General features: G+C 61.6%; 16 protein-coding genes. 10 read left to right on the forward strand and 6 right to left on the reverse strand.

Annotated elements, in window-relative coordinates:
- Nucleotides 1-15: 15 nt before the first annotated feature.
- Entirely contained in the window at nucleotides 16-1,500 is a 1,485-nt protein-coding gene (gene putP, locus B0E42_RS08445; protein ID WP_077506215.1) for a sodium/proline symporter PutP, read from the forward strand.
- Nucleotides 1,501-1,589: 89 nt separating this feature from the next.
- Here putP and B0E42_RS08450 read toward each other — a convergent pair whose 3' ends face one another.
- Nucleotides 1,590-2,084 (reverse strand): DUF2165 family protein, encoded by a 495-nt coding sequence (locus B0E42_RS08450; protein ID WP_077506216.1) that lies wholly within the window; start codon nucleotides 2,082-2,084, stop codon nucleotides 1,590-1,592.
- 268 nt (nucleotides 2,085-2,352) lie between these two features.
- Between B0E42_RS08450 and B0E42_RS08455 the strand changes: the two genes are divergently transcribed.
- From B0E42_RS08455 to B0E42_RS08465, 3 genes are all read left to right on the forward strand, one after another.
- On the forward strand, nucleotides 2,353-4,407 hold the full coding sequence (locus B0E42_RS08455; protein WP_077506217.1) for a type VI secretion system tip protein VgrG: 2,055 nt from the start codon (nucleotides 2,353-2,355) through the stop codon (nucleotides 4,405-4,407).
- Entirely contained in the window at nucleotides 4,404-5,135 is a 732-nt protein-coding gene (locus B0E42_RS08460; RefSeq protein WP_168188502.1) for a DUF4123 domain-containing protein, read from the forward strand. The genes B0E42_RS08455 and B0E42_RS08460 overlap by 4 nt, the downstream gene beginning before the upstream one ends.
- Before the next feature lie 81 nt (nucleotides 5,136-5,216).
- Nucleotides 5,217-6,056: a 23S rRNA (adenine(2030)-N(6))-methyltransferase RlmJ gene (locus tag B0E42_RS08465; RefSeq protein WP_077506219.1), complete on the forward strand. Its 840-nt coding sequence runs from the start codon at nucleotides 5,217-5,219 to the stop codon at nucleotides 6,054-6,056.
- A gap of 220 nt (nucleotides 6,057-6,276) precedes the next feature.
- Here the strand turns inward: B0E42_RS08465 and msrA are convergent, their stop codons facing one another.
- From msrA to aceE, 5 genes are all read right to left on the reverse strand, one after another.
- Nucleotides 6,277-6,924 (reverse strand): peptide-methionine (S)-S-oxide reductase MsrA, encoded by a 648-nt coding sequence (gene msrA / locus B0E42_RS08470; protein ID WP_018601280.1) that lies wholly within the window; start codon nucleotides 6,922-6,924, stop codon nucleotides 6,277-6,279.
- 85 nt (nucleotides 6,925-7,009) lie between these two features.
- Nucleotides 7,010-9,703 (reverse strand): bifunctional diguanylate cyclase/phosphodiesterase, encoded by a 2,694-nt coding sequence (locus B0E42_RS08475; RefSeq protein ID WP_018601278.1) that lies wholly within the window; start codon nucleotides 9,701-9,703, stop codon nucleotides 7,010-7,012.
- Between the two features lie 182 nt (nucleotides 9,704-9,885).
- Nucleotides 9,886-11,277 carry an alkaline phosphatase D family protein gene (locus B0E42_RS08480; RefSeq protein WP_077506220.1) on the reverse strand — a complete coding sequence of 464 codons (1,392 nt, stop codon included), beginning with the start codon at nucleotides 11,275-11,277 and terminating at the stop codon, nucleotides 9,886-9,888.
- 426 nt (nucleotides 11,278-11,703) lie between these two features.
- Nucleotides 11,704-13,341, reverse strand: a complete 1,638-nt coding sequence (aceF, locus tag B0E42_RS08485; protein ID WP_077506221.1) for a dihydrolipoyllysine-residue acetyltransferase — start codon at nucleotides 13,339-13,341, stop codon at nucleotides 11,704-11,706.
- Between the two features lie 11 nt (nucleotides 13,342-13,352).
- Nucleotides 13,353-15,998 carry a pyruvate dehydrogenase (acetyl-transferring), homodimeric type gene (gene aceE / locus B0E42_RS08490; RefSeq protein ID WP_053177864.1) on the reverse strand — a complete coding sequence of 882 codons (2,646 nt, stop codon included), beginning with the start codon at nucleotides 15,996-15,998 and terminating at the stop codon, nucleotides 13,353-13,355.
- A gap of 382 nt (nucleotides 15,999-16,380) precedes the next feature.
- Between aceE and glnE the strand changes: the two genes are divergently transcribed.
- From glnE to B0E42_RS08520, 6 genes are all read left to right on the forward strand, one after another.
- Nucleotides 16,381-19,332 (forward strand): bifunctional [glutamate--ammonia ligase]-adenylyl-L-tyrosine phosphorylase/[glutamate--ammonia-ligase] adenylyltransferase, encoded by a 2,952-nt coding sequence (glnE, locus tag B0E42_RS08495; RefSeq protein ID WP_077506222.1) that lies wholly within the window; start codon nucleotides 16,381-16,383, stop codon nucleotides 19,330-19,332.
- 233 nt (nucleotides 19,333-19,565) lie between these two features.
- Nucleotides 19,566-20,600 carry a lipopolysaccharide heptosyltransferase II gene (gene waaF / locus B0E42_RS08500; protein ID WP_053177865.1) on the forward strand — a complete coding sequence of 345 codons (1,035 nt, stop codon included), beginning with the start codon at nucleotides 19,566-19,568 and terminating at the stop codon, nucleotides 20,598-20,600.
- 1 nt (nucleotide 20,601) lies between these two features.
- On the forward strand, nucleotides 20,602-21,660 hold the full coding sequence (gene waaC, locus B0E42_RS08505; protein WP_018614087.1) for a lipopolysaccharide heptosyltransferase I: 1,059 nt from the start codon (nucleotides 20,602-20,604) through the stop codon (nucleotides 21,658-21,660).
- On the forward strand, nucleotides 21,660-22,784 hold the full coding sequence (locus B0E42_RS08510; RefSeq protein ID WP_018614089.1) for a glycosyltransferase family 4 protein: 1,125 nt from the start codon (nucleotides 21,660-21,662) through the stop codon (nucleotides 22,782-22,784). The genes waaC and B0E42_RS08510 overlap by 1 nt, the downstream gene beginning before the upstream one ends.
- Nucleotides 22,781-23,587, forward strand: a complete 807-nt coding sequence (rfaP, locus tag B0E42_RS08515) for a lipopolysaccharide core heptose(I) kinase RfaP (protein WP_053177867.1) — start codon at nucleotides 22,781-22,783, stop codon at nucleotides 23,585-23,587. Before B0E42_RS08510 ends, rfaP begins: the two co-directional genes overlap by 4 nt.
- Nucleotides 23,587-24,321 carry a lipopolysaccharide kinase InaA family protein gene (locus B0E42_RS08520; protein ID WP_018614092.1) on the forward strand — a complete coding sequence of 245 codons (735 nt, stop codon included), beginning with the start codon at nucleotides 23,587-23,589 and terminating at the stop codon, nucleotides 24,319-24,321. Before rfaP ends, B0E42_RS08520 begins: the two co-directional genes overlap by 1 nt.
- Nucleotides 24,322-24,412 lie beyond the last annotated feature (91 nt).

Below are 24,412 nucleotides of genomic sequence, written 5' to 3' on the forward strand. Positions count from 1 at the left end.
GCCAGGGCGTAACTCATGAGTGTTAGTAATCCCACCTTGATCACTTTCGTGATCTATATCGCAGCCATGGTCCTGATCGGTCTGATGGCTTACCGCTCCACCAACAACCTTTCCGATTACATCCTGGGCGGTCGCAGCCTGGGCAGCGTGGTCACGGCATTGTCCGCCGGTGCTTCGGACATGAGCGGCTGGTTGTTGATGGGCTTGCCGGGTGCCATCTACATGTCCGGCCTGTCGGAAAGCTGGATCGCCATCGGCCTGATCGTCGGTGCCTACCTCAACTGGCTGTTCGTGGCCGGTCGCCTGCGGGTGCAGACCGAGCACAACGGTGACGCACTGACGCTGCCGGACTACTTCTCCAGCCGTTTCGAAGACAAGAGCGGCCTGCTGCGGATCATCTCGGCGGTGGTCATCCTGGTGTTCTTCACCATCTATTGCGCTTCCGGCATCGTGGCCGGTGCCCGTCTGTTCGAAAGCACCTTCGGCATGTCCTACGAGACCGCGCTGTGGGCCGGTGCTGCAGCGACCATCGCCTACACCTTCGTCGGTGGTTTCCTGGCTGTGAGCTGGACCGACACCGTGCAAGCCACCCTGATGATCTTCGCGCTGATCCTCACGCCGATCATCGTGCTGCTGGCTACCGGTGGTGTGGACACCACGTTCCTGGCTATTGAAGCGAAAGATCCTTCGTCCTTCGACATGCTGAAAAACACCACCTTCATCGGCATCATCTCGCTGATGGGTTGGGGCCTGGGCTACTTCGGCCAACCGCACATCCTGGCGCGCTTCATGGCGGCGGATTCGGTCAAGTCGATCGCCAATGCCCGTCGCATTTCCATGACCTGGATGATCCTGTGCCTGGGCGGCACCGTGGCCGTGGGCTTCTTCGGTATCGCTTACTTCTCGGCGCACCCTGACGTGGCCGGGCCGGTGACCGAGAACCCTGAGCGCGTGTTCATCGAGCTGGCGAAGATCTTGTTCAACCCATGGGTTGCTGGCGTGTTGCTGTCGGCCATCCTGGCGGCGGTGATGAGCACCCTGAGCTGCCAGTTGCTGGTGTGCTCCAGTGCCCTGACCGAAGACTTCTACAAGACCTTCCTGCGCAAGAGCGCTTCCCAGCTGGAACTGGTCTGGGTCGGCCGTGCCATGGTGCTGCTGGTGGCGTTGGTCGCCATCGCCCTGGCTGCCAATCCGGAAAACCGTGTACTGGGCCTGGTGAGCTACGCCTGGGCCGGTTTCGGTGCCGCCTTCGGCCCGGTTGTGTTGATCTCGGTGATCTGGAAAGACATGACCCGCAACGGCGCGCTGGCCGGCATCCTGGTGGGTGCGATTACCGTCATCGTCTGGAAGCACTTCGAGCTGCTGGGCCTGTACGAAATCATCCCTGGCTTCATTTTTGCCAGCCTGGCTATCTACCTGGTCAGCAAGACGGGCTCGCCTACCGCCGGTATGGTGCAGCGCTTCGAAGCAGCCGAGAAAGATTTCCGTCTGAATCAGTAAGACCTTCAGCGCGGCCTCGATGGCTCGCAGGAGGGTTTGCATGAAAAACGGCCCGTCTCCAATGGAGGCGGGCCGTTTTTTCATGGAGCTCAGTCCGGATTGGCGTCAGGCTGGTTGAGAAAGATCAACACCCCCAAAATCGCCATATAGAACCTGAACGCAGCGTCCTGGCCATTCCAGATTTCTGATTGCCACATCAGGAACCATTCGCCGCCGACAACCATGAAGCCAAAGAACCAGACGAAGAAACCCATCGTCAGGCCGGCAACGGCCCAGCGCTTGGCGCGGGCGAAAACAGCGGCCTCGGCTTGGCGTGCCAGCCACAGTTCCAGTGCGCCGTAGCCCAGCAACCCTGCCGTCATCGCTTCGCCGAGAATAATCAGCCAATAGGCCCCGTGCCACATCCACGGTTGATCGATGGCCCGATAGCGGGCGGCATTGTCGGGAAAGGTGGTATCCATCGTCAGTACGTGATGGACGAAATTGAAGTTGGAGCTGTAGTCCGTGACGTTATTGAACACGGTCAGGAAGGCAAATGCGGCAAGCGCCAGGGTCATTGCGATTTTTGCGTAACGTGTCGTCATGCCGTGCATCCTTTGCTTTTTTTGCGACCAGCACACGTTATCACGGCTGTTACGGCGCCGAGATCCGTCGTGTTGCAGGAAACGGCTGATTCATTCGTGGGATGGTTGCGGTTGGCCGTGATGCCACGAATGTCTATCGGAAAATGCATCACGTTTTGCAGCTTTTAGCTTCTTGGATGTAGGGCAAATCTGTTTTTCCTGACCTCCCATGCACTCCCCCTATCGCTCGTGCAGAATCGCCCGCCTCCATTTCGCAGAGGCACATCGGATGTTCCCGCCTGCCAACCAACCGCGTTTCACGCTGACGCTCGACAGCGGGCCGAATGAACTCAAGGTGCTTGAGTTCAAGGGCAAGGAAGCCATCAGCCAGCCCTATCGCTTCGACCTGGAACTGGTCAGCGAACGGTCCGACCTGGCACTGGAAGAGCTCCTGCATCGCCAGGCATTTCTGGGGTTCGAAGATTGGGGCCGTGGCGTACACGGCCAGGTCTATAGCGTGGCCCAGGGGGATTCGGGCAAGCGCCTGACCCGTTACCAGGTCAGCCTGGTGCCCCGCCTGGCCTACCTGCGTCATCGCATCAACCAGCGGATTTTCCAGCACCTGAGCGTGCCCGATATCGTCGCCCGGGTGTTGAAGGAACACGGAATCCTGGCGGATGCCTGCCAGTTCACGCTGGGCGGGCAATACCCCGAGCGTGAATATTGTGTGCAGTATGGCGAAAGCGACCTGGCCTTCATCGAGCGGATTTGCGCCGAAGTCGGTATCCATTATCACTTCAGGCATCGCCCTGAAGGCCATCTGCTGGTGTTCGGTGACGACCAGACGGTGTTTCACCGCCTGCCTGAGTCGACGCTATACCTGCCGGACAGCGGCATGGCCGCCGACGAGCCGGCCATCAAGCGCCTGGCGGTGCGGCTGCAGACCCGTACCACTGCCGTGACGTTGCGCGATTACGACTTCCGCAGGCCCGGTTTGTTACTGCAAACCCAACTCGACAATCGACAGCGCCCGGTGCTCGAGGACTATCATTATCCCGGTGGTTTCTGCGCCCGTGACGACGGCAAGCATCTGACCCGACGCGCCCTTGAGCGCCACGGCGCCGACCACTGCGTGGCAGAAGGCGGCAGCAATGAAAGCGCCCTGGTCAGCGGACATTTCATGCGTATCAAGGAACATCCCCGAGAGCCGTGGAATGATCTCTGGCTCCTGACGCAGGTCGACCATCATGGCCATCAACCGCAGGTGCTGGAAGAAACAGCCGCCGGCCCGGATGAATTCCAGGGCTACAAAAATACCTTTCTTGCCACGCCATGGGACGTGTTCTTTCGGCCACCTTTGCATCACGAAAAGCCCCGCGCCCATGGTTATCAGTCGGCGGTGGTGACCGGGCCGGTGGACAGCGAGATCCATTGCGATGAATTCGGGCGGGTCAAGGTGCAACTGGTCTGGGATCGCGACGGTCAATGCGACGAGCATTCCAGCTGCTGGCTGCGCGTGGCCTCCGGTTGGGCCCATGATCGCTATGGCGCAGTGATGATTCCCCGGGTCGGCATGGAAGTCCTGGTGGGGTTCATCGATGGTGATGTGGACAAGCCGTTGGTGGTGGGGTGCCTGCCCAACGGGGCCAACCCGGTGCCGCTGGACCTGCCTGCGGACAAGACCCGCAGCGTGTTGCGCAGCCAGAGCAGCCCCGGCGGGGCAGGCTACAACGAATTGCGCATCGAGGATCGCAAGGGCGCCGAGGAGATCTACCTGCGGGCCCAGCGCAACTGGACCCAGCATGTGCTGCATGACCAGCGGGTGCAGGTCGATCACGAGCGCAGCATCGTTGTCGCCGGTACGGCACGGCACGAGCTCAAGGCCGATGAGCAGCGCCTGACCCACGGTCAACGCCGGGCAGAAGTGCGGCAGGACGATCATCTGCTGGTGAGCGGCGAGCGGCATATTCGTGTCACCAGCCAGGTCCTGAATGCCAGCCAACAGTTTCATGTCAGCGCCGGCCAGCAGGTAGTCTTGGACGGGGGCACGAGCGTGACCCTTCAGGCCGGCGGCCATTGGATCAACATCGGCGCCGGCGGGATTTCCAGCAGCGTACCCATCGAGGTCGGTGGGGCGCCGATGGCGGTCATGAGTGCGGCATCCGGCTCTCCAGGCAGCGCCGAGAAGCTGGTCGCTGCGGCGGCGCCTGCGCTTTCCCTCGCGCAGATCCTCAGTTTCCAAGGTTCGGCGCCGTTCTGTGAGGAGTGTGAGCGTTGCAGGAATGGCGCCTGTGCAGCGCCGCCGGTCTTTCACAAACCTGTCGATGTCCGGGGGCGTCCATGAACAGCGATCAATCTCCTCGCGCCTGGCTTGTGGAGCACCCCTTGCAGGCCTCCGAGCAACTTTTCGCCATTTTCAGCAATGCCAGTCGCGCCGGGGCGTTGTCGGCCTGGAGGCGTTCGATGACCTCGGCAGCCAGCCCGATCTGGGCCGACACGCCGTACGCCGAGTGGGAAGCGGTCATGCCTTATGTAGGTCTGGTCAGCGCAGACAGTGGGTTTCTTGATTGGATCGCCGCCACCGATTCCGTCGATTGGGGTTGGCTGGCGGTTTCGTGCGTGAGCCAGGAAATCCTTGTCGAACACTTGCGCGGGCTCACGCAGGTGTTGTTGCCCGGTGGCAAGCCGGTCTTCCTGCGTTTTTGGGATGGGCGCTTTGTGCGGCCGATCCTGCAATCGACGGCGGTGGAGGCCGGGCAACTCTTGCCGGTCATCAAGCGCTGTCTGATCAATGGGCAATCCCTTGAGGTCGTGGGAAATGCCCAGCGGCCGACCCAGGCTTTTCCCTGGTGGCAAGTACCCGTCGCACTGTTGGACGCAATGGCCGAGGTTCCGACGGACTGTCTGCTGGACAACGTGCTCACTTGGCTGGGTGAAGAGCATCCGCATGTGTTCGAGCGGGTCGACGGCAGCGTCTTGCGCTGCAAGATTGCCCGCTTTCTTGAGCGATCGGAGCCGGTTGAGGCGCAAAAGGCGCCATTGCAGGCGTATTTGCTGCGAGAGCTGGGCTGAGGCTGGCCTGTCCGCTGGGCTGCGAACCCCTGACGTCCGACGCGCTTCAAGGTAAACTCGTCGCCCTTCGCAGGAGCCGCCATGAATTATCGCCACGCCTTCCACGCCGGCAATCACGCCGACGTGTTCAAACACCTGACCTTGACCCGCCTCATCGCCTTGATGTCGCGCAAGGAGCAGCCCTTTGCCTACCTCGATACCCATGCGGGCATTGGGCTGTACGACCTGCAGGGTGACCAGGCCAACCGTACCGGCGAGTACCTGGAAGGCATTGCGCGGTTGTGGGGCGAGAGCGATCTGCCGCCGTTGACCGCCGATTACATGACGGTGCTGCACGAAATGAACCCGGACGGCCAGTTGCGCTACTACCCGGGCTCGCCGGAGCTGGCGCGGCGCCTGACCCGTTCGCATGACCGTGTGCTGCTCAATGAGAAACACCCTGAAGACGGCGTGTTGCTCAAGGACAACATGAAAGGCGACCGTCGCGTGGCGGTGCACCTGGGTGAGGGCTGGCATGTGCCGCGGGCACTGCTGCCGGTGGCAGAGAAGCGTGCCCTGATGCTGATCGATCCGCCCTTCGAACAGCTGGACGAGATGCAGCGCTGCGCCGCCTCCCTCAAGGAAGCCATTGGCCGGATGCGCCAGACGGTGGCGGCGATCTGGTACCCGGTAAAGGACCAGCGGATGTTGCGCCGCTTCTACCAGGACCTGGCCGGCACGGGCGCGCCGAAGCTGTTGCGGGTGGAACTGCTGGTGCATCCACTGGCGACGCCCAACAGCCTGAACGGCTCCGGCCTGGCGATTGCCAACCCGCCGTGGGGGCTGGAGGAAGAGTTGCGTGAACTGCTGCCGTGGCTGTCGAAAAAGCTGGGGCAGACCCAGGGCGGGTGGCAGATGGATTGGTTGATCGCTGAAAGCTGATGGCTTGATGGCGTCTGGAAGGGCGCCATCGCGAGCAGGCTCGCTCCCACATGAGTTGCGGGGATGTTCGCAGAACTGTAACCGCCACAAATTCTTGTGGGAGCCAAGCTTGCTCGCGATGACGGTGGTTCAGCCGCATTGATGTTGAATGTGCCGCCGCATCGCGGGCAAGCCTTGCTCCCACAAGCTCAGCTTCCACACTGGGTCTGGGGTTTAAAAGTCAGATCGGGCAGGTCACGCCCGTACCGCCAATCCCGCAATAGCCTTCAGGGTTCTTCGCCAGGTACTGCTGGTGGTAAGCCTCGGCGAAGTAGACCGTCGGCGCTTCTTCGATTTCGGTCGTGATGGTGCCTTTGCCGGCCTTGGTCAACTCGGCCTGGAACACTTGCTCGCTGTGTTTGGCCGCCGCCAGTTGAGCCGGGTTGGTGGCATAGATCACTGAACGGTACTGGGTGCCGATGTCATTCCCCTGGCGCATGCCCTGGGTCGGGTTGTGCAGTTCCCAGAACATTTTCAGAAGCTGCTCGTAGCTGACTTTTGCTGGCTCATAGACCACCAGTACCACTTCACTGTGGCCGGTCAGACCCGAACAGACTTCTTCATACGTCGGGTTCGGCGTGAAGCCGCCGGCGTAACCCACCGCTGTACTGACCACGCCTTCGCGCTGCCAGAACTTGCGCTCCGCGCCCCAGAAGCAGCCGAGGCCGAAGATCGCGAAATCCACGTCCATGGCAAACGGGCCCAGCAGGGGCGCGTCGTGGACGAAGTGTTTTTCCGGCACGCTCATCGGCGTTTCACGGCCAGGCAGGGCTTGTTCTTGAGTAGGGAGCACGTTTTTGTTCACCAGGATTTCCGAGCGCAAGACCATTGATCAGTCCTCTCAGTCAGATTGAGTTGAGCGAAATAGACCGTCAGTGTGCCTCAGAAAAGCCGCCGCAAGCTATACGCAGCTGTCAGACCAGCGGCCCGCGCGGGTAGCGCTTGAGCTTTTCGACCAGCTCGGCGCCGGGGATTGGCCGGTCGAACAGATAGCCCTGGCCGACGTCGCAGCGGTGGCGCCGCAGAAACGCCAGTTGCTGGGCGGTTTCGATGCCTTCGGCCACGACCTTGAGTTTCAGGTTATGGGCCATGGCGATCACCGCCGAGGTGATTTCCATGTCGTCCTGGTTGTCCGGGATTTCGTGGATGAAGCTGCGATCGATCTTGATGATGTCGATCGGGAATTTCTTCAGGTAGCTCAAGGACGAATAACCGGTGCCGAAGTCGTCCATGGCCAGGGTCAGCCCCAGGCGCTTGAGCTGGTCGAGCTGCAAGTGGGTGTCTTCGGTGGCTTCCAGCAACAGGCCTTCGGTCAGCTCCAGTTCCAGCAGCCGGGCCGGCAGTTGTTCCTCCTTGAGGATGCTGGCAATGGAGGCGACCAGGTCCGGGTCGGAAAACTGCTTGGGCGACAGGTTGATCGCCACTTGCAGGTTGCCCAGGCCGGCCGCGGTCAGCTGTTTGCTCATGCGGCAAGCCTGGCGGGCGATCCATTTGCCGATGGGGATGATCAGGCCGGTTTCTTCGGCCACGCTGATGAACTGGTCCGGGCGGATCATGCCCTTTTCCGGATGGTTCCAGCGCAGCAGCGCTTCCATGCCCAGCAGGCGGCCGCTGCGCAGGCACAACTTGGGCTGGTAGAACACGTCCAGTTCGTTCTGGGTCAAGGCGCGGCGCAGGTTGTTTTCCACGAACAGCTTGTAGCTGGCCTCGGCATTCAGTGCTTCGGTGAACACCTGGACCTGGTGCTTGCCGTTGGCCTTGGCCTTGTGCAGGGCGAGGCCGGCGTTGCGCATCAGGGTCTGCGGATCGCGGCCGTGCAGCGGTGCGCAGGCCAGGCCCACGGAGCCGGTCACGCTGATCAACTGGTTATCGACGAACATCGGCTTGTCGAGGGTCATCAGCAACTGGCTGGCGATCTGCTGCCCGGCTTCCAGGCTTGTGTCGTCCAGCAGGACCGCGAATTCGTTACTGGCAAATCGCGCCAGGCTGCCGCTGGGGCTCAAGCTGTTGCGCAGGCGCCGGGCCAGGCTGATCAGCAGTTTGTCACCGGTCTGGTGGCCGAGGCTGTCGTTGATGCGCTTGAAGTTGTCGATGTCCACCAGCAGCAGGCTGATGGGCGAATCACTGTCCCGGGCGAAGCGTTCATCGAGGTTGCGAATGAACGCCGGACGGTTGCCCAGGTTGGTCAGGTTGTCGGTGTACGCCAGGCGCTCGATGCGCTGCTGGGCCAGCTTGGTCTGGGTGATGTCTTCGTAGATGCCGATGTAGTGGGTCAGCTCGCGGTTGTCGCCGTAGACCTTGGAAATCGACAACTGGCCCCAGTAGGGCTCCAGGTTCTTGCGCCGACTCTTGAACTCACCCTGCCAACTGTTGCTCTGGGCCAGCGCCGAGGGTGCGTCGAACAGCAGTTCGCTGAGATTCTCCAGGGCCGGCAGTTCCGAGAGGCGTTGGCCGTGGACTTCCTCGGTGGTGTACTGGGTGATCGCGGTGAAGCTCGGGTTGACGTACTCCACCACACCGTCGCAATTGACCAGCAGGAACGCGTTGGCGCTCTGTTCCACGGCGCGCTGGAACAAGTGCAGGGCACTGGTGGCGGTGCGTCGGTTATGGTTGTTGATGACCTGGGCGAACTGGTCCGCGAGCTCGCCGGCAAAGGCGATTTCATCCGATTGCCAGGCGCGGGTGACGCCTACTTGCTCCAGGCACAGCACGCCCACCACCTGGCCGTCGATACGCACGCTGGCGTCGAGAATGGCATTGACGTCACGGGCGCGCAGGCTCTCGGCCATTTCCCGGGTGCGCGGGTCGCGTATTGCATTGTGGGCGTCAATGGCGCGGCAGGTCTGCAGCGCTTCCATGTAGTCGGGAAAGTCGTTGGCGTCGATCACCGCCGGCAGGAAATACGCTTGGGACGCGCGGTTGTAGGCGGAAATCGGAACCAGTTTGCCATCGTCCAGATTCCAGAGGCTGGCGCAGTCGATCTGGTAGATGTCGCAGGCGCTGCGGGTGATGAGTTCGGCGGCTTCGAGCAGGGAGTTGTTGGCGCTGTAGCGTTGACGGGTCAGCAGCAGGATCAAGTCCTGTTGGGCGCGTACCCGGTCCAGGTGCTGGAGTTGCTCTTGCTGGGCGCGCTGGTTCAGTTCCAGGGCGATCTGCAGGCGTGAATTCTGGGTTTCCAGGTCCAGGGCCGGCACGGAGGGTTCGCCTTGCAGCAAATTGTCCACTTCCAGCAGGTAACCGCGCAGCAGATGACGATTGTGTTGCTTATAGGCCTCCCCCGTCTCCAGTACGTTCATCGGGCCCTTGGCGGTGTGGAGCGTGTAGCGAATCTGGTAATGCGCGGCCTGGGCCAATTGTTGCTGGATGGCGTCGTGCAACTGATAGCGTGCTTCGGGCTCCATCAAGCTGGCGTAAGGCGCACTGACCAGCGAGCACAGCTCTACCGCCGGTAGGCCGAAGTATCGCTCGCAGTTGGGATCGAGGAACAACAGCGCCCAGCTTGCTTCATTCAGCCGTTCGAAACGCAGCATACCGAGCCGCGAGGGCACCGGTAACTGCGTCACTACCTCGGCCGCCATACGGCTGGCGGCATCGGGTTGGCTTTTCATGGGGAAACTCGCTTCGAAAATGCTGATCGCGCCGGGCTGACGCCCTCGTTATTACGGATTGGCGCAAGGTTGCATCATTGCGGCACTGGCTGACAAGAGAGATGAAGGCCAAGTGCTATAAACCTTTTATCGGCCGACAAGAGGATTTCTCCAGTCGCCGACCGATCAGAGGGCATGGAAGATCATTGCAGTGGGATATCGACTGCCTGCAAGGGGTTGCCGTCCCGGTCGTGGAAGGTGACTTGAAGGCTCTGCGCCGTGACATACAGGTGGGCGAAGTTGTCCTGACTCACCACTTTGCTGGTCAGTTCATAGCGGTACTCACCACTTTGGGTGCGGGCCATCGGCCTGTGGAAAATAAAATCCGAGGCTTTTGCAAAAGGCAGCAATTTGCTGTTGTAGAACGGCGAGGAAACCACGGTGTTGACCTCGAAATCAGGATCCTCGCTGTGACGCAGGCGGCTGGTCATGGAGCCGTGGACATCGCCCGAGACGAAAACCACGTTTTTGATCCGATGGCGGCGTATGGTTTCCAGCAGGCGCAGGCGTTGTTCCGGGAACGCCTGCCAGGCGTCGCCGTCATCGTGCTTGCTGTCGGGGAAGAACATGACGCTGGTCACGACGAGTTTGACCCGGGCGGTGCTGTTGATAAGCCATTGGAGCAGGGACTGTTCCTGTTCCTCGTCGAGGATGCGCCGATCGTGCGCCGACAGGTTGCGTTGCGTCCGACTGTCGGTGACGAACCATTGGATATCGCCGTGGGTGAAGGTGTACCAGTAGCGGGTTAACGACTTGTGTAATGTTCCGTCGCTCGACAGTTCATGGGCGGGCCCGTGGCTGGCCTGATAAAGCCCATAAGCGCCCATGGCATTGGCGTATAGAACATCGTCGTTACCGGTTTTCCTGGCGGGCCAGTTGTCTTCGATCTCATGGTCGTCAAGGATCATGTAGGTAGGGGTGCCAGACATCAGTTTGCGGATATGCGGCTGGCTAAATACCGATCGGTATCTGAAAAGGATGTTCTGATAGGTTCGGTCCGGTCCGATGACATTCAGGTCATCCAGATAAACCTGATCGCCGGTCATCAATACCGCGCTGATCGGCGGGTCGGCCTGTTCCACGAGGCGATTGATGCCGGCAAAGGTGCGGTCCCCAAGTCCCGGTAGCAACGGGGTGCCGGCGGCGATTCGCAAGTAGCGACAAGAGCCCACGATATAAGCGCGTGGCCCATCGGTTTTGCTGGCCGGGGTGCGTAAGCAGTAGGTGTTCCTGGGCCATTGCAGCGGCAGTTCCTGGACGGTTTCCACGGTATGGGTCGGGCTCAGGGGGCTGAACCAGCCGGCCTGGTATTCGTAGGCGGTGTCGGGTTGAAGGCCTTTCAGCACGATGACATCGGACATGTCGCGGTTGGCCTTCAGTTGGACGAAATGCCCTTTCGACCAGCGTGTATCGCCTTGGCGCCGGTGGCGAATGCCGGCGAATACCCGGTTGTTGTCGTGATCGCCGCGCAGGAATATCCGGGCGTGATCCGTTGTCGTGTGGCCGACAATGGGGCCAACGGTAGGTTTGAACATATTCGAATCCATTCGAAGTTTTAATAGTGGGGTACAAGCATCCAGTTGCCTGGTGGTTTGATGCTAAAGCCCGGCGCGTCATAAATATCGATAGGGAAGGGGGCGCAAGTTGTGGGTAATGACTAACAGGGGGTGTAGTCATTTAAAACTTGCGGGGTAGGAAAATGCCGGGTTGCCTGACAGACCGCCATCGCGAGCAAGCTCGCTCCCACAGGGGGCTTGGTTGGCTTCAAGTTAAGGTGCAGCACCACAAGTCATTGTGGGAGCGAGCCTGCTCGCGATGAGGCCGGCACATCCAACCTCCCTGTACCTGGCCTGAATTCCAGGCAAAAAAAAGCCCCGCCAAATGGGCGGGGTTGAGGTACGAGCGTGGCGCTCGGAAAACAGTGCGCCGAATGGCCCTCCGCAAGGGAGGGCCGCCCGGTGTTACAGCAGGATGGTGCGGATGTCGCCCAGCAGGTCGCTCAGACGCTTGGTGAAGCGTGCAGCGGCGGCGCCGTTGATCACACGGTGATCGTAGGACAGCGACAGTGGCAGCATCAGCTTCGGCTGGAAGGCTTTACCGTCCCAGACAGGCTGGATGGTGGCCTTGGAAACACCCAGGATCGCCACTTCCGGCGCGTTGACGATCGGCGTGAAGCCGGTGCCGCCAATGTGGCCGAGGCTGGAAATGGTGAAGCAGGCGCCTTGCATGTCGTCGGCGGTGAGCTTCTTGTTCCGGGCTTTTTCGGCCAGGGCAGCGGCTTCGGCAGCCAGTTGCAGCAGGCTCTTCTGGTCGACGTTGCGGATGACCGGTACCAGCAGGCCTTCCGGGGTGTCGACGGCAAAGCCGATGTGCACGTATTTCTTGCGGATCACAGCCTTGCCACTCGGGGCCAGGGAGGCGTTGAAGTCCGGCAGTTCCTTGAGCAGGTGTGCACAAGCCTTGAGCAGCAGAGGCAGCACGGTCAGCTTCACGCCGGCCTTTTCCGCCACGGCTTTCTGCGCGACGCGGAAGGCCTCCAGCTCAGTGATATCAGCCTGGTCGAACTGAGTCACGTGGGGAATGTTCAGCCAGCTGCGATGCAGGCTCGACGCGCCGATCTGCATCAGGCGAGTCATGGCCACTTCTTCGGTTTCGCCGAAGCGGCTGAAGTCCACCGCCGGGATCGGCGGAATGCCCGCGCCGCCAGAGGCGCCTTCGGCCGGTGCGTTCTTGGCCTTCTGCATCATGGCCTTGACGTAGGCCTGCACGTCTTCCTTCAGCACGCGACCGTGTGGGCCGCTTGGGCCAACGGCCGACAGCTCGACACCGAATTCACGGGCCAACTGACGCACCGCAGGGCCAGCGTGCACCTTGGCACCGCTTGGCGCAGGCGCGGCGACCGGGGCTGGGGCAGCCTCGGCCTTGGCGGCAGGCGCGGCAGCCGGAGCCGGAGCGGCTTCAGTTTTGGCGGCAGGCGCAGCGGCTTGGGCGGGCGCGGCAGGTGCGGCGGCACCGGCTACTTTCAGCTTGAGGATGAAATCGCCTGTGCCCACTTCATCTTCCAGCTTGACCGCGATGCTTTCCACCACGCCGGCAGCCGGCGATGGGATTTCCATGCTGGCCTTGTCGGATTCCAGGGTGATCAGCGACTGGTCGGCTTCGACGGTGTCGCCCACCTTGACCAGCACTTCGATGATCTTGGCCTTGCCCGACGAACCGATGTCCGGGACATGAATGTCCTGGACCGTGGCAGCGGCAGGCGCCGCGGCCGGGGCGGGAGCTGCCGCAGCAGCCGGTGCAGCGGCAGGCTTTTCAGCCGCCGCCGGGGCAGCAGCCGGTGCAGCCGCTTCAGGTGCCGCAGCGGCGCCTTCGACTTCCAGCTCCAGCAGTTCGTCGCCTTCTTTCAGGCGGTCGCCCAGCTTCACTTTCAAGCTCTTGATGACACCGGCCTTCGGCGCAGGCACTTCCATGCTGGCCTTGTCCGATTCAAGCGTCAGGATGCTCTGGTCGGCTTCGATACGGTCGCCGACCTTCACAAACAGTTCAATTACTTCACCTTCACCGCTGCCGATGTCAGGTACGCGAATGAGTTCGCTCACGAAAATTCTCCTCAGCAGTCCAGTGGGTTGCGTTTTTCTGGATCGATGCCGAACTTGACGATGGCCTCGGCCACCACCTTGGGTTCGATATCGCCACGGTCAGCCAGGGCTTCCAGGGCTGCCAACACAACGAACTTACGGTCGACTTCGAAGAAGTGACGCAGTTTCTTGCGGCTGTCGCTACGGCCGAAACCGTCGGTGCCCAGCACTTTGAATTCCTTGGAAGGAACCCACTGGCGGATCTGCTCGGCGAACAGCTTCATGTAGTCGGTAGAGGCGATGACCGGACCTTTGCGGCCGTTCAGGCATTCTTCGACGTAGCTCAGCTTTGGCTTCTGGCCAGGGTGCAGGCGGTTGCTGCGTTCTACGGCCAGGCCGTCGCGACGCAGTTCGTTGAAGCTGGTGACACTCCAGACGTCGGCGCCGACGTTGAATTCTTCACGCAGGATCTTGGCTGCCTCACGCACTTCGCGCAGGATGGTGCCGGAGCCCATCAACTGGACGTGGTGCGCCGCTTCGCGGGTGTCTTCTTCGAGCAGGTACATGCCCTTGATGATGCCTTCCGGGGCGCCGGCCGGCATGGCTGGCTGCTGGTAGGACTCGTTCATCACGGTGATGTAGTAGAAGACGTCCTGTTGCTCTTCGGTCATCTTCTTCATGCCGTCCTGGATGATCACCGCCAGCTCGTAGCCGTAGGTTGGATCAAAGGTGCGGCAGTTCGGGATGGTGGCAGCCAGGATGTGGCTGTGACCGTCTTCGTGTTGCAGGCCTTCGCCGTTCAGTGTGGTCCGGCCAGCGGTGCCGCCGATCAGGAAGCCACGGGTACGGCTGTCGCCAGCGGCCCAGGCCAGGTCACCGATACGCTGGAAGCCGAACATCGAGTAGAAGATGTAGAACGGCAGCATCGGCTGGTTGTGGCTGGAGTACGAAGTGCCGGCAGCGATGAAGGAGCTCATGGCGCCTGCTTCGTTGATGCCTTCTTCGAGGATCTGGCCCTTCTTGTCTTCCTTGTAGAACATCACCTGGTCTTTATCGACTGGCTCGTAGAGCTGGCCGACGGAGGAGTAGATGCCCAGCTGACGGAACATGCCTTCCATACCGAAGGTACGGGCTTCGTCCGGAATGATCGGAACGATGCGCGGGCCGATTTCCTTGTCCTTGACCAGTTGCGCGAGGATCCGCACGAAGGCCATGGTGGTGGAGATTTCACGGTCGCCCGAGCCGTCGAGGATAGCCTTGAGGGTATCCAGCGATGGGGTTGGCACGCTGAAGCTTTGCGCGCGGCGCTGCGGCACGAAACCGCCCAGTGCAGTGCGGCGTTCGCTCAGGTAGCGGGCTTCGGCGCTGTTTGGCTCTGGCTTGAAGAACGGCAGGTTCTCCAGTTCGTCGTCTTTGACCGGAATGTCGAAACGATCACGGAACAACTTCAAGCTGTCGACATCGACTTTCTTGGTGTTGTGCGCAGTGTTCTTCGCTTCGCCAGCACCGGTGCCATAACCCTTGATGGTCTTGGCCAGGATGACGGTGGGTTGTTCTTTGTGGTTGACCGCTTCGTGGTACGCCGCGTAGACCTTGTACGGGTCGTGGCCGCCACGGTTGAGTTTCCAGATCTCGTCGTCGGACAGGTCTGCAACCATTGCCTTGAGTTCAGGCGTGTTGAAGAAGTGTTCACGCACGAACGCGCCGTCTTTGGCTTTGTAGTTCTGGTACTCGCCGTCGATGACTTCGTCCATGCGACGTTGCAGGATACCGTCGACGTCCTTGGCCAGCAGTGGGTCCCAGAAACGGCCCCAGATGACTTTGGTCACGTTCCACTGGGCACCGCGGAATACGCCTTCGAGCTCCTGGATGATCTTGCCGTTGCCGCGAACCGGGCCGTCGAGGCGCTGCAGGTTGCAGTTGATGACGAAGATCAGGTTGTCGAGCTTCTCGCGGCCGGCCAGGGAGATCGCACCGAGGGATTCCGGCTCGTCGCACTCGCCATCGCCCAGGAAGCACCAGACTTTCTGCTTGCCTTCCGGGATGAAGCCACGGGCTTCCAGGTACTTCATGAAACGTGCCTGGTAGATCGCCTGGATCGGGCCCAGGCCCATGGATACAGTCGGGAACTGCCAGAAGTCGGGCATCAGCCAAGGGTGCGGGTAGGACGACAGGCCCTGACCGTCCACTTCCTGGCGGAAGTTGTTCATCTGCTCTTCGGTGATGCGGCCTTCCATGAACGCACGGGCGTAGACACCTGGGGAGGTGTGGCCCTGGAAGTAGATCAGGTCGCCGCCGTGTTCGTCGGTCGGGGCCTGGAAGAAGTAGTTGAAGCCGATGTCGTACAGGGTTGCGCTGGAGGCGAAGCTGGAGATGTGACCGCCCAGGTCAGAATCTTTCAGGTTCGTACGCATCACCATGGCCATCGCGTTCCAGCGTACCAACGAGCGAATGCGGCGTTCCATGAACAGGTCGCCAGGCATGCGTGCTTCGTGGGTGACGGGGATTGTGTTGCGGTACGGCGTGGTGATGGCGTAAGGCAATTGCGAACCGCTGCGGGTTGCGAGTTCGCCCATACGGGTCATCAGATAGTGAGCACGGTCTTCGCCTTCTTTGTCGAGAACCGATTCCAGGGCGTCCAGCCATTCCTGGGTTTCGACGGGATCGAGGTCTTGCATGGCTTGCTCCAGGGCGGAAAGGCTACCAGAATCGGTTGCCTGAGTTTGCGACTGGCCTTGTGGGCAGACGATATAAATTCTTGGATTGCCGAAGGTTGTTTCGGCGGCGTGTAGTTTTACTACAAATCGTCGGCCGTTTCAGCCTTTCGAATGTATAGACGAGTAGTAAAACTACACATGAGCGGCTTCTGGCCCCTCGTTTCGTTGTGAGAATAATCGTTACTGTTGGTCTTTAGCCAACTCGTACAGGTAAAAACTTGATGCCGGCTGCCAATAAAATCAGATTTTCAGCTATTTATCATCTTTGTTCGACAGTCGATCAGGTAGTGTCTTTTAAAAAAACACTACATCGAGCCTCTCCCGCGCCGATCAAGGATAGACCATGAGCCTGCCCTCGCTTGCCCCAATACCGGAAACGGTACCGGCCATTCTCCAGTCATTGGTCAGTCGTGCCGAGCAGTCGTTCCGTGCGGTGGTCGCCTTGTTCGACGACGACCACGGGCTGTCGGCCTGGACCCCGCAGCGTTGGGAGGCGTTCAACCGTATTGCCGCCGCCAGCGACTTTGTCATCGAACAGAGCGTCCGTGACCCGGTGATGCTGCTGGAGCTGGTGCGCAGCGGCGAACTGGACCGCAGCCTGGCGCCCGGTGAAATGTGCGCGCAGATCGGTGCCGCCGTGCAGGCCGCCGAGACTGAAGAAGAACTGGGCCGCGTCCTGCGCCGCCAGCGCACCCGCCAGCAGGTACGGATCATCTGGCGCGACCTGACCCGCCAGGCCGACCTGGTCCAGACCTGCCGCGACCTCTCGGACATGGCCGACACCTGCATCGACCAGGCCTATCAATGGTTGTACCAGCGCCTCAGCCAGCAATTCGGCGTACCCACCGGACGACGCAGCGGCGAGCCGCAGCAGATGGTCATCCTGGGCATGGGCAAGCTGGGTGCCGTGGAGCTGAACCTGTCGTCGGACATCGACCTGATCTTCGCCTACCCCGAGGGCGGCGAAACCGTGGGCGTCAAGCGACCGCTGGATAACCAGGAATTTTTCATCCGCGTCGGCCAGCGCCTGATCAAGGCCCTGGACCCGATGACCGTCGACGGCTTCGTGTTCCGCGTCGATATGCGCCTGCGTCCTTACGGCTCGGCCGGTGCGCTGGTGCTGAGCTTCAATGCCCTGGAGCAGTATTACCAGGACCAGGGCCGCGACTGGGAGCGCTACGCCATGATCAAGGCGCGCGTGGTGGCGGGTGACCAAGTGGCCGGTGCGCAGTTGCTCGACATGCTGCGCCCGTTCGTCTATCGCCGTTACCTGGATTTTTCCGCCATCGAAGCGCTGCGCACCATGAAGCAACTGATCCAGCAGGAAGTGCGGCGCAAGGGCCTGGCCGACAACATCAAGCTGGGCTCGGGCGGCATTCGCGAGGTGGAGTTCATTGCCCAGGCGTTCCAGCTGATCCATGGCGGTCGCGACCTGAGCTTGCAGCAGCGCCCGCTGCTTAAAGTGCTGGGCACCCTGGAGGGCCAGGGGTACCTGCCGGGCAAGGTGATCGATGAGCTGCGCCAGGGCTATGAGTTCCTGCGTTATACCGAGCATGCGATCCAGGCCATCGCCGACCGCCAGACCCAGATGCTCCCGGATAGTCCGCAGGATCAGGCGCGCATTGCGTTCATGCTGGGTTTTGCCGACTGGTCGGCCTTTCATGAACGATTGATGTACTGGCGCGGGCGTGTGGCCTGGCATTTCGGCCAGGTCATCGCCGACCCGGATGAAGAAGAGGGTGGCGAAAGCGAAGTGGTGGTGGGCGGCGAATGGTTGCCGTTGTGGGAAGACAGCCAGGATGAAGAGGCGGCGTGTCGGCAGTTGGAAGAGGGCGGCTTCGTCGATGCGCCTAAAGCCCTCAAGGCCTTGGCCGCCCTGCGCGGTAGCCCGCAACTGCGCGCCATGCAGCGCCTGGGACGCGAGCGTCTGGATGCCTTCATTCCACGCCTGCTGGCCCAGGCCGTGGAGCATGCCGATCCAGACCTGGTGCTGGAGCGGGTGCTGCCCTTGGTCGAGGCCGTGGCCCGCCGATCGGCCTACCTGGTGCTGTTGACGGAAAACCCCGGTGCCCTGCGTCGTTTGCTGACGTTGTGCGCGGCGAGCCCGTGGATTGCTGAGCAAATCACCCGTTTCCCCTTGCTGCTCGATGAATTGCTCAACGAGGGCCGGCTGTTCAAGCCGCCCTTGGCGCCGGAGTTGGCGGCGGAGTTGCGTGAGCGCCTGACGCGCATCCCCGAGGATGACCTGGAACAACAAATGGAGGCGCTGCGGCATTTCAAGCTGGCGCACCGCCTACGGGTGGCCGCTTCGGAAATCGCCGGCAGCCTGCCGCTGATGAAAGTCAGCGATTACCTGACCTGGCTGGCCGAGGCGATTCTCGAACAAGTGCTGGCCCTGGCCTGGCGCCAGACGACCGCCAAGCACGGCGTGCCATTGCGCACCGATGGCAGCCTGTGTGATCCGGGCTTCATTATTGTCGGTTACGGGAAAGTCGGCGGCCTGGAATTGGGACATGGTTCCGACCTGGACCTGGTGTTCATCCACGATGGTGATCCTCAGGCGGAAACCGACGGCCCGAAACCCATCGACGGCGCGCAGTTCTTCACCCGACTCGGCCAGCGGATCATTCACCTGCTGACCGCCCAGACCAACTCCGGGCAGTTGTACGAAGTGGATATGCGCCTGCGCCCGTCCGGGGCATCGGGGTTGCTGGTCAGCTCCCTCGGGGCGTTTGCCCGTTACCAGGAGAATGAAGCCTGGACCTGGGAGCATCAGGCGCTGGTGCGGGCCCGTGTGCTGGTGGGTAGCCAGGACGTGGGGCAGGCGTTCGAGAAAGTCCGCGCCCAGGTGCTGGGACGCAAGCGGGACTTGCCGACGCTGCGCCAGGAAGTCAGCGAGATGCGCGCCAAGATGCGCGACAACCTTGGCAGCAAGGCCACCGCCGCCGGGACCGCACCGAATGCCTTCGAGGCCACGGCGCCCTTCGACCTCAAGCAGGATGCCGGAGGTATCGTCGATATTGAATTTATGGTGCAATACGCGGCCTTGGCGTGGTCCGAGGAGCACCCGCCGCTGGTGCGCTACACCGATAACATCCGCATCCTGGACGGGTTGCAGGAGGTCGGGCTGATGCCGGCCGAGGACGCCACGCTGTTGCGCGAAGCCTACAAGGCCTACCGCTCCGCCGCTCACCGCCAGGCCTTGCAGAAAGATGCCGGGGTGATCGCAGGCGATCAGTTCGTGGACGAGCGCCAGCAGGTACTGCGGATCTGGCGGGAGCTGGGCCTGAGCTGAAGATTTAAATGTGGGAGCGAGCTGTGTGGGAGCAAGGCTTGCCCGCGATGAAAACGCCGCGGTCTCTTGAGGACCGCAGCGCCTGGATCGCGAGCAAGCTTTGCTCCCACACAGCTCGCTCCCACCGTTGATGGGTGGGGTGTTGTAGATTAGGGCAACAGGCAGCGACCTAAGCCACAGTGATTCTCGAGGCGGGGAGGCGTAGGCCTCCCCGTATCGTTTTTGGAAAGCAAATGAATATTCTGATCGTTGGGCCCAGTTGGGTCGGTGACATGGTGATGGCGCAGACACTGTTCCAGTGCCTGAAACAGCGTCATCCGCAGTGCGAAATCGACGTCCTGGCCCCCGAGTGGAGTCGGCCGATCCTTGAGCGCATGCCCGAGGTACGCAAGGCCTTGAGCTTCCCGCTCGGCCACGGCGCGCTGGAGCTGGCGACCCGTCGGCGCATCGGCAAATCCCTGGCCGGTCAGTACGACCAGGCGATCCTGTTGCCCAATTCGTTGAAGTCGGCGCTGGTGCCGTTTTTCGCCGGCATCCCCAAACGCACCGGTTGGCGTGGCGAGTTTCGCTACGGCCTGCTCAACGACGTGCGCGCCCTGGACAAAGACCGCTATCCGTTGATGATCGAGCGCTTCATGGCCCTGGCCTACGAGCCTGGGACCGAGTTGCCCAAGCCGTATCCACGACCGAGCCTGCAGATCGACCCGGTGACCCGTGAAGCGGCGCTGACCAAGTTCGGCCTGAGCCTGGACCGTCCGGTGCTGGCCCTGTGTCCGGGGGCCGAGTTTGGCGAATCCAAGCGCTGGCCGGCGGAGCATTACGCCCAGGTTGCCGAGACGAAGATTCGCGAAGGCTGGCAGGTCTGGCTGTTCGGCTCGAAAAAAGATCACCCGGTGGGTGAAGACATCCGCTCGCGGTTGATCCCGGGGCTTCGGGAAGAGTCGGTGAACCTCAGTGGCGACACTTCCCTGGCCGAGGCCATCGACCTGCTGTCCTGTGCCGATGCGGTGGTCTCCAACGACTCCGGCCTGATGCACGTGGCCGCGGCCCTGAACCGCCCATTGGTGGCGGTCTACGGTTCCACCTCGCCGGGCTTTACGCCGCCGCTGGCCGACAAGGTCGAAGTCGTGCGCCTGGGTATCGAATGCAGTCCGTGCTTCGACCGCACCTGTCGCTTCGGTCATTACAATTGCCTGCGCCAGCTCATGCCGTCGTCGGTGAACGAGGCCCTTGAGCGTCTGCAGGGCACACCCGTGGAGGTTCGGTAACTTGCGGGTATTGCTGATCAAGACCTCTTCGCTGGGGGATGTTGTCCACACCCTGCCGGCGCTGACCGACGCGGCGCGGGCGATTCCTGGCATCAAGTTCGATTGGGTGGTGGAAGAAGGCTTCGCCGAAATTCCCACCTGGCACCCGGCTGTGGGCAAGGTCATTGCGGTAGCGATCCGTCGCTGGCGCAAGAACCTCTGGCAAACCATCAAGAGTGGCGAATGGCGACGCTTCAAGCAGGGCGTGCGCGCTGAAAAGTACGACCTGGTCATCGACGCCCAAGGCCTGCTGAAAAGCGCCTGGCTGACCCGCTACGTCAAGGCCCCGGTGGCCGGCCTGGATAAAAATTCGGCGCGTGAGCCCCTGGCGGCGCGCTTTTATTCCCGGCGCCTGGCGGTGGCTCGCGGTCAGCATGCGGTCGAGCGCGTACGGCAGCTATTTGCCCTGGCGCTGGGTTATGACTTGCCGCAGACCCAGGGCAGCTATGGTCTCGACATCGACCGATTGGTGGAATTGCCACGCCCCTATCCCTATGTGGTGTTCCTGCACGGCACGACCTGGGAGTCCAAGCACTGGCCCGAACTTTACTGGCGCCAGCTCACCGAGCGCATGGGGCAGTTCGGCGTAGTGGTCAAATTGCCGTGGGGCAACCCCGCCGAGAAGGCCAGGGCCGAACGCATCGCCAGCGGGCTGCGCAACGCCTTGGTGCTGCCGAAACTGAACCTCGGCGGGATGGGCAAGGTGCTTGCCGGCGCCCAGGCCTGCGTGGCGGTGGACACCGGTCTCGGTCACCTGGCCGCGGCCTTGGACGTGCCGACCATTTCGCTGCTCGGCCCCACTAATCCAGTGCTGACCGGCGCCTATGGCAAGGGCCAGATTCACCTTGCCAGTGATTTCCCTTGCGCGCCATGCATGCAGAAACATTGCACTTACCCGCCGACCGCCGAAGATGCCCGGCGGTTTGACCTGAAACGCGAGCAGCCCCTGTGCTTCACGCGTCTGAACCCCGAGCGTGTTGCCAGCCACCTGAGCACGTTATTGGCTGAGGAGCCGCGCTGATGCAATTGGCTTTTGTCCTTTATAAGTACTTCCCCTTTGGTGGCCTGCAGCGTGACTTCATGCGCATCGCCCTGGAGTGCCAGCGACGCGGTCACCAGATCCGTGTCTACACGCTGATCTGGGAAGGTGACGTGCCGCCCGGCTTCGAAGTGTTGGTAGCGCCGGTCAAGGCGCTGTTCAACCATCGCCGCAACGAGAAGCTCAGTGCGTGGATGGAGGCCGACCTGGCCAAGCGCCCGGTGGACCGTTTGATCGGCTTCAACAAGATGCCCGGCCTGGACGTGTACTACGCCGCCGACGGCTGCTTCGAAGACAAGGCGCAGAACCTGCGCAATTCGCTGTACCGGCGCTGGGGCCGCTACCGGCATTTCGCCGAGTACGAGCGGGCAGTGTTCGCCAAGGACGCGAAGACCGATGTGCTGATGATCTCCGAAGTCCAGCAGCCACTGTTCATCAAGCATTACGGCACGCCGCTGGAGCGCTTTCACCTGCTGCCACCGGGCATCGCCCAGGACCGCCGTCGGCCTGCCGACGCCGACGAGATCCGCGCGGCGTTCCGGGCCGAATTCGAGCTGGCCGAGGACGACCTGCTGCTGGTGCAGATCGGTTCCGGGTTCAAGACCAAGGGCGTGGATCGCAGCCTCAAGGCCCTGGCCGCGCTGCCAACCGAATTGCGAAAACGCACCCGGCTGTTTGTAATCGGCCAGGACGACCCCAAGGTATTCCAACTACAGAGCGCCGCACTGGGGCTCGGTGACAATGTGCGGTTCCTCAAGGGCCGCAGCGACATCCCGCGCTTCCTGCTGGGTGCCGACCTGTTGATCCATCCGGCATACAACGAGAACACCGGCACGGTACTGCTCGAAGCGCTGGTGGCCGGGTTGCCGGTGCTGGTCAGCGCGGTGTGTGGGTACGCCCATTACATCGCCGAGGCCGACAGTGGCCTGGTGCTGGACGAGCCGTTCGAACAAGCACAGCTCACCGAGTACCTGGTGCGCATGTTGAACGATGCCGAGGCCCGGGCGACCTGGAGCCGCAACGGTCTGGCCTTCGCGGAGACGGCCGACCTCTACAGCATGCCGCAGCACGCGGCCGATGTGATATTGGCGGAGCAAGCACAATGAAGTTGATGCTGGCCGAACCGTTCAAGAGCCTTTGGGCCGGGCGCGATGCGTTCGCCGAAGTCGAGGCGCTCAAGGGCGAGGTCTATCGTGAACTGGAAGCCCGGCGCACCTTGCGCACGGAGGTGGACGGTCGCGGTTTTTTCGTGAAGATCCACCGCGGCATTGGTTGGGGCGAGATCTTCAAGAACCTGCTGACCGCCAAGCTGCCGGTACTGGGCGCGGGTCAGGAGTGGAAGGCAATCCAGCGTTTGCAGGAAGTCGGGGTGCCGACCATGACCGCCGTTGCGTATGGCGAGAAAGGCAGCAATCCGGCCGATCAGCATTCGTTCATCGTCACCGAAGAACTGGCGCCGACCGTCAGTCTCGAAGATTTCAGCATGGACTGGGTCAAGCAGCCTCCAGAGCCCAAGCTCAAGCGGGCGCTGATCGCCGAAGTGGCGCGCATGACCGGCATGATGCACCGCGCCGGAGTCAATCATCGTGACTGCTACATCTGCCACTTCCTGCTGCACACCGATAAGCCGGTGACGGCTGAAGATTTCAAGCTTTCGGTGATTGACTTGCACCGTGCGCAGGTCCGCGAAACCATCCCCAATCGCTGGCGTAACAAAGACTTGGCTGCACTGTATTTTTCGATAATGGACATTGGTCTGACTCGCCGCGACAAGTTGCGTTTTCTCAAGGGCTATTTCCAGCAGCCGCTGCGCCGGACGCTGGTCGAAGAGGCTTCACTGCTGACCTGGCTCGAAGGCAAGGCCAACAGGCTATATGCACGCAAACTGCGCTACGGGGGCGCGCTCTGATGTCGGGTTGGGTACTGGAACCTTCCTACGCTGGGCTGACAAAAGATTTTGGCAGCCTCGATGCGGTGTTTGCTCTCCAGGGGGAGCGCCTGACTCGCGACCCGCTGTCGGAGGTGATCCGGGTACAGCGCGACGGCGTGAATTATTACGTCAAGCGCTACACCGGGGCCGGCAAGGGCTTGCGGCGTTACTTGGGCAAGCCACGGGTCAAGTCCGAATGGCAGAACCTCAAACGCTTCGCCAAGTGGGGCATTCCCACGGCCGAAATTGTCGCCTGGGGGCTGGAGCGTCACGGAGCAGTCTACGCCCGTGGTGCGATGATCACGCGAGAGCTGCCTAATACCGAGGATCTCTCGGTCTTGGCCGACCGTCATGATCCAAGGCTGGCGGATCGTGCCTGGGTCGATGGTGTGAGCCGTCAGCTGGCGGCCCACACCCGAACCATGCACGATCATCGTTTCACCCATAACGATCTAAAGTGGCGCAACCTGCTGATCGACGACCAGTCACGGCTGTTCCTGATCGACTGTCCCAATGGCGATTTCTGGCATGGCTTCTGGCTCAAGTACCGCATCACCAAGGATTTGGCATGCCTCGATAAAGTGGCCAAGTATCATTTGTCGGCCACTCAGCGTCTGCGCTTTTACCTGCAATATTGCCAGCGCGACCGGCTCGATGCGGGCGACAAAAAACGCATCCGTCACGTGGTGAGGTTTTTCGAGGGGCGGGAATGACTTGTTTCTCGGTCGCTGAACGCCGGCCACTGCCGGAGCACCCATGGATGACTCGCCCAGGCGCTCAACGCAGCCATAAGGAGGTCCGCTG

This window comes from Pseudomonas sp. A25(2017), assembly GCF_002001065.1.
GTDB classification, from domain to species: Bacteria; Pseudomonadota; Gammaproteobacteria; order Pseudomonadales; family Pseudomonadaceae; genus Aquipseudomonas; species Aquipseudomonas kilonensis.

Excerpts from the sequence above, each read along its gene's own strand:
- putP (WP_077506215.1), top strand. The coding sequence starts at position 16 with ATGAGTGTTAGTAATCCCACCTTGATCACTTTCGTGATCTATATCGCA.
- B0E42_RS08450 (WP_077506216.1), bottom strand. The coding sequence starts at position 2,084 with ATGACGACACGTTACGCAAAAATCGCAATGACCCTGGCGCTTGCCGCA.
- B0E42_RS08455 (WP_077506217.1), top strand. The coding sequence starts at position 2,353 with ATGTTCCCGCCTGCCAACCAACCGCGTTTCACGCTGACGCTCGACAGC.
- B0E42_RS08460 (WP_168188502.1), top strand. The coding sequence starts at position 4,404 with ATGAACAGCGATCAATCTCCTCGCGCCTGGCTTGTGGAGCACCCCTTG.
- B0E42_RS08465 (WP_077506219.1), top strand. The coding sequence starts at position 5,217 with ATGAATTATCGCCACGCCTTCCACGCCGGCAATCACGCCGACGTGTTC.
- msrA (WP_018601280.1), bottom strand. The coding sequence starts at position 6,924 with ATGGTCTTGCGCTCGGAAATCCTGGTGAACAAAAACGTGCTCCCTACT.
- B0E42_RS08475 (WP_018601278.1), bottom strand. The coding sequence starts at position 9,703 with ATGAAAAGCCAACCCGATGCCGCCAGCCGTATGGCGGCCGAGGTAGTG.
- B0E42_RS08480 (WP_077506220.1), bottom strand. The coding sequence starts at position 11,277 with ATGTTCAAACCTACCGTTGGCCCCATTGTCGGCCACACGACAACGGAT.
- aceE (WP_053177864.1), bottom strand. The coding sequence starts at position 15,998 with ATGCAAGACCTCGATCCCGTCGAAACCCAGGAATGGCTGGACGCCCTG.
- glnE (WP_077506222.1), top strand. The coding sequence starts at position 16,381 with ATGAGCCTGCCCTCGCTTGCCCCAATACCGGAAACGGTACCGGCCATT.
- waaF (WP_053177865.1), top strand. The coding sequence starts at position 19,566 with ATGAATATTCTGATCGTTGGGCCCAGTTGGGTCGGTGACATGGTGATG.
- B0E42_RS08510 (WP_018614089.1), top strand. The coding sequence starts at position 21,660 with ATGCAATTGGCTTTTGTCCTTTATAAGTACTTCCCCTTTGGTGGCCTG.
- rfaP (WP_053177867.1), top strand. The coding sequence starts at position 22,781 with ATGAAGTTGATGCTGGCCGAACCGTTCAAGAGCCTTTGGGCCGGGCGC.
- B0E42_RS08520 (WP_018614092.1), top strand. The coding sequence starts at position 23,587 with ATGTCGGGTTGGGTACTGGAACCTTCCTACGCTGGGCTGACAAAAGAT.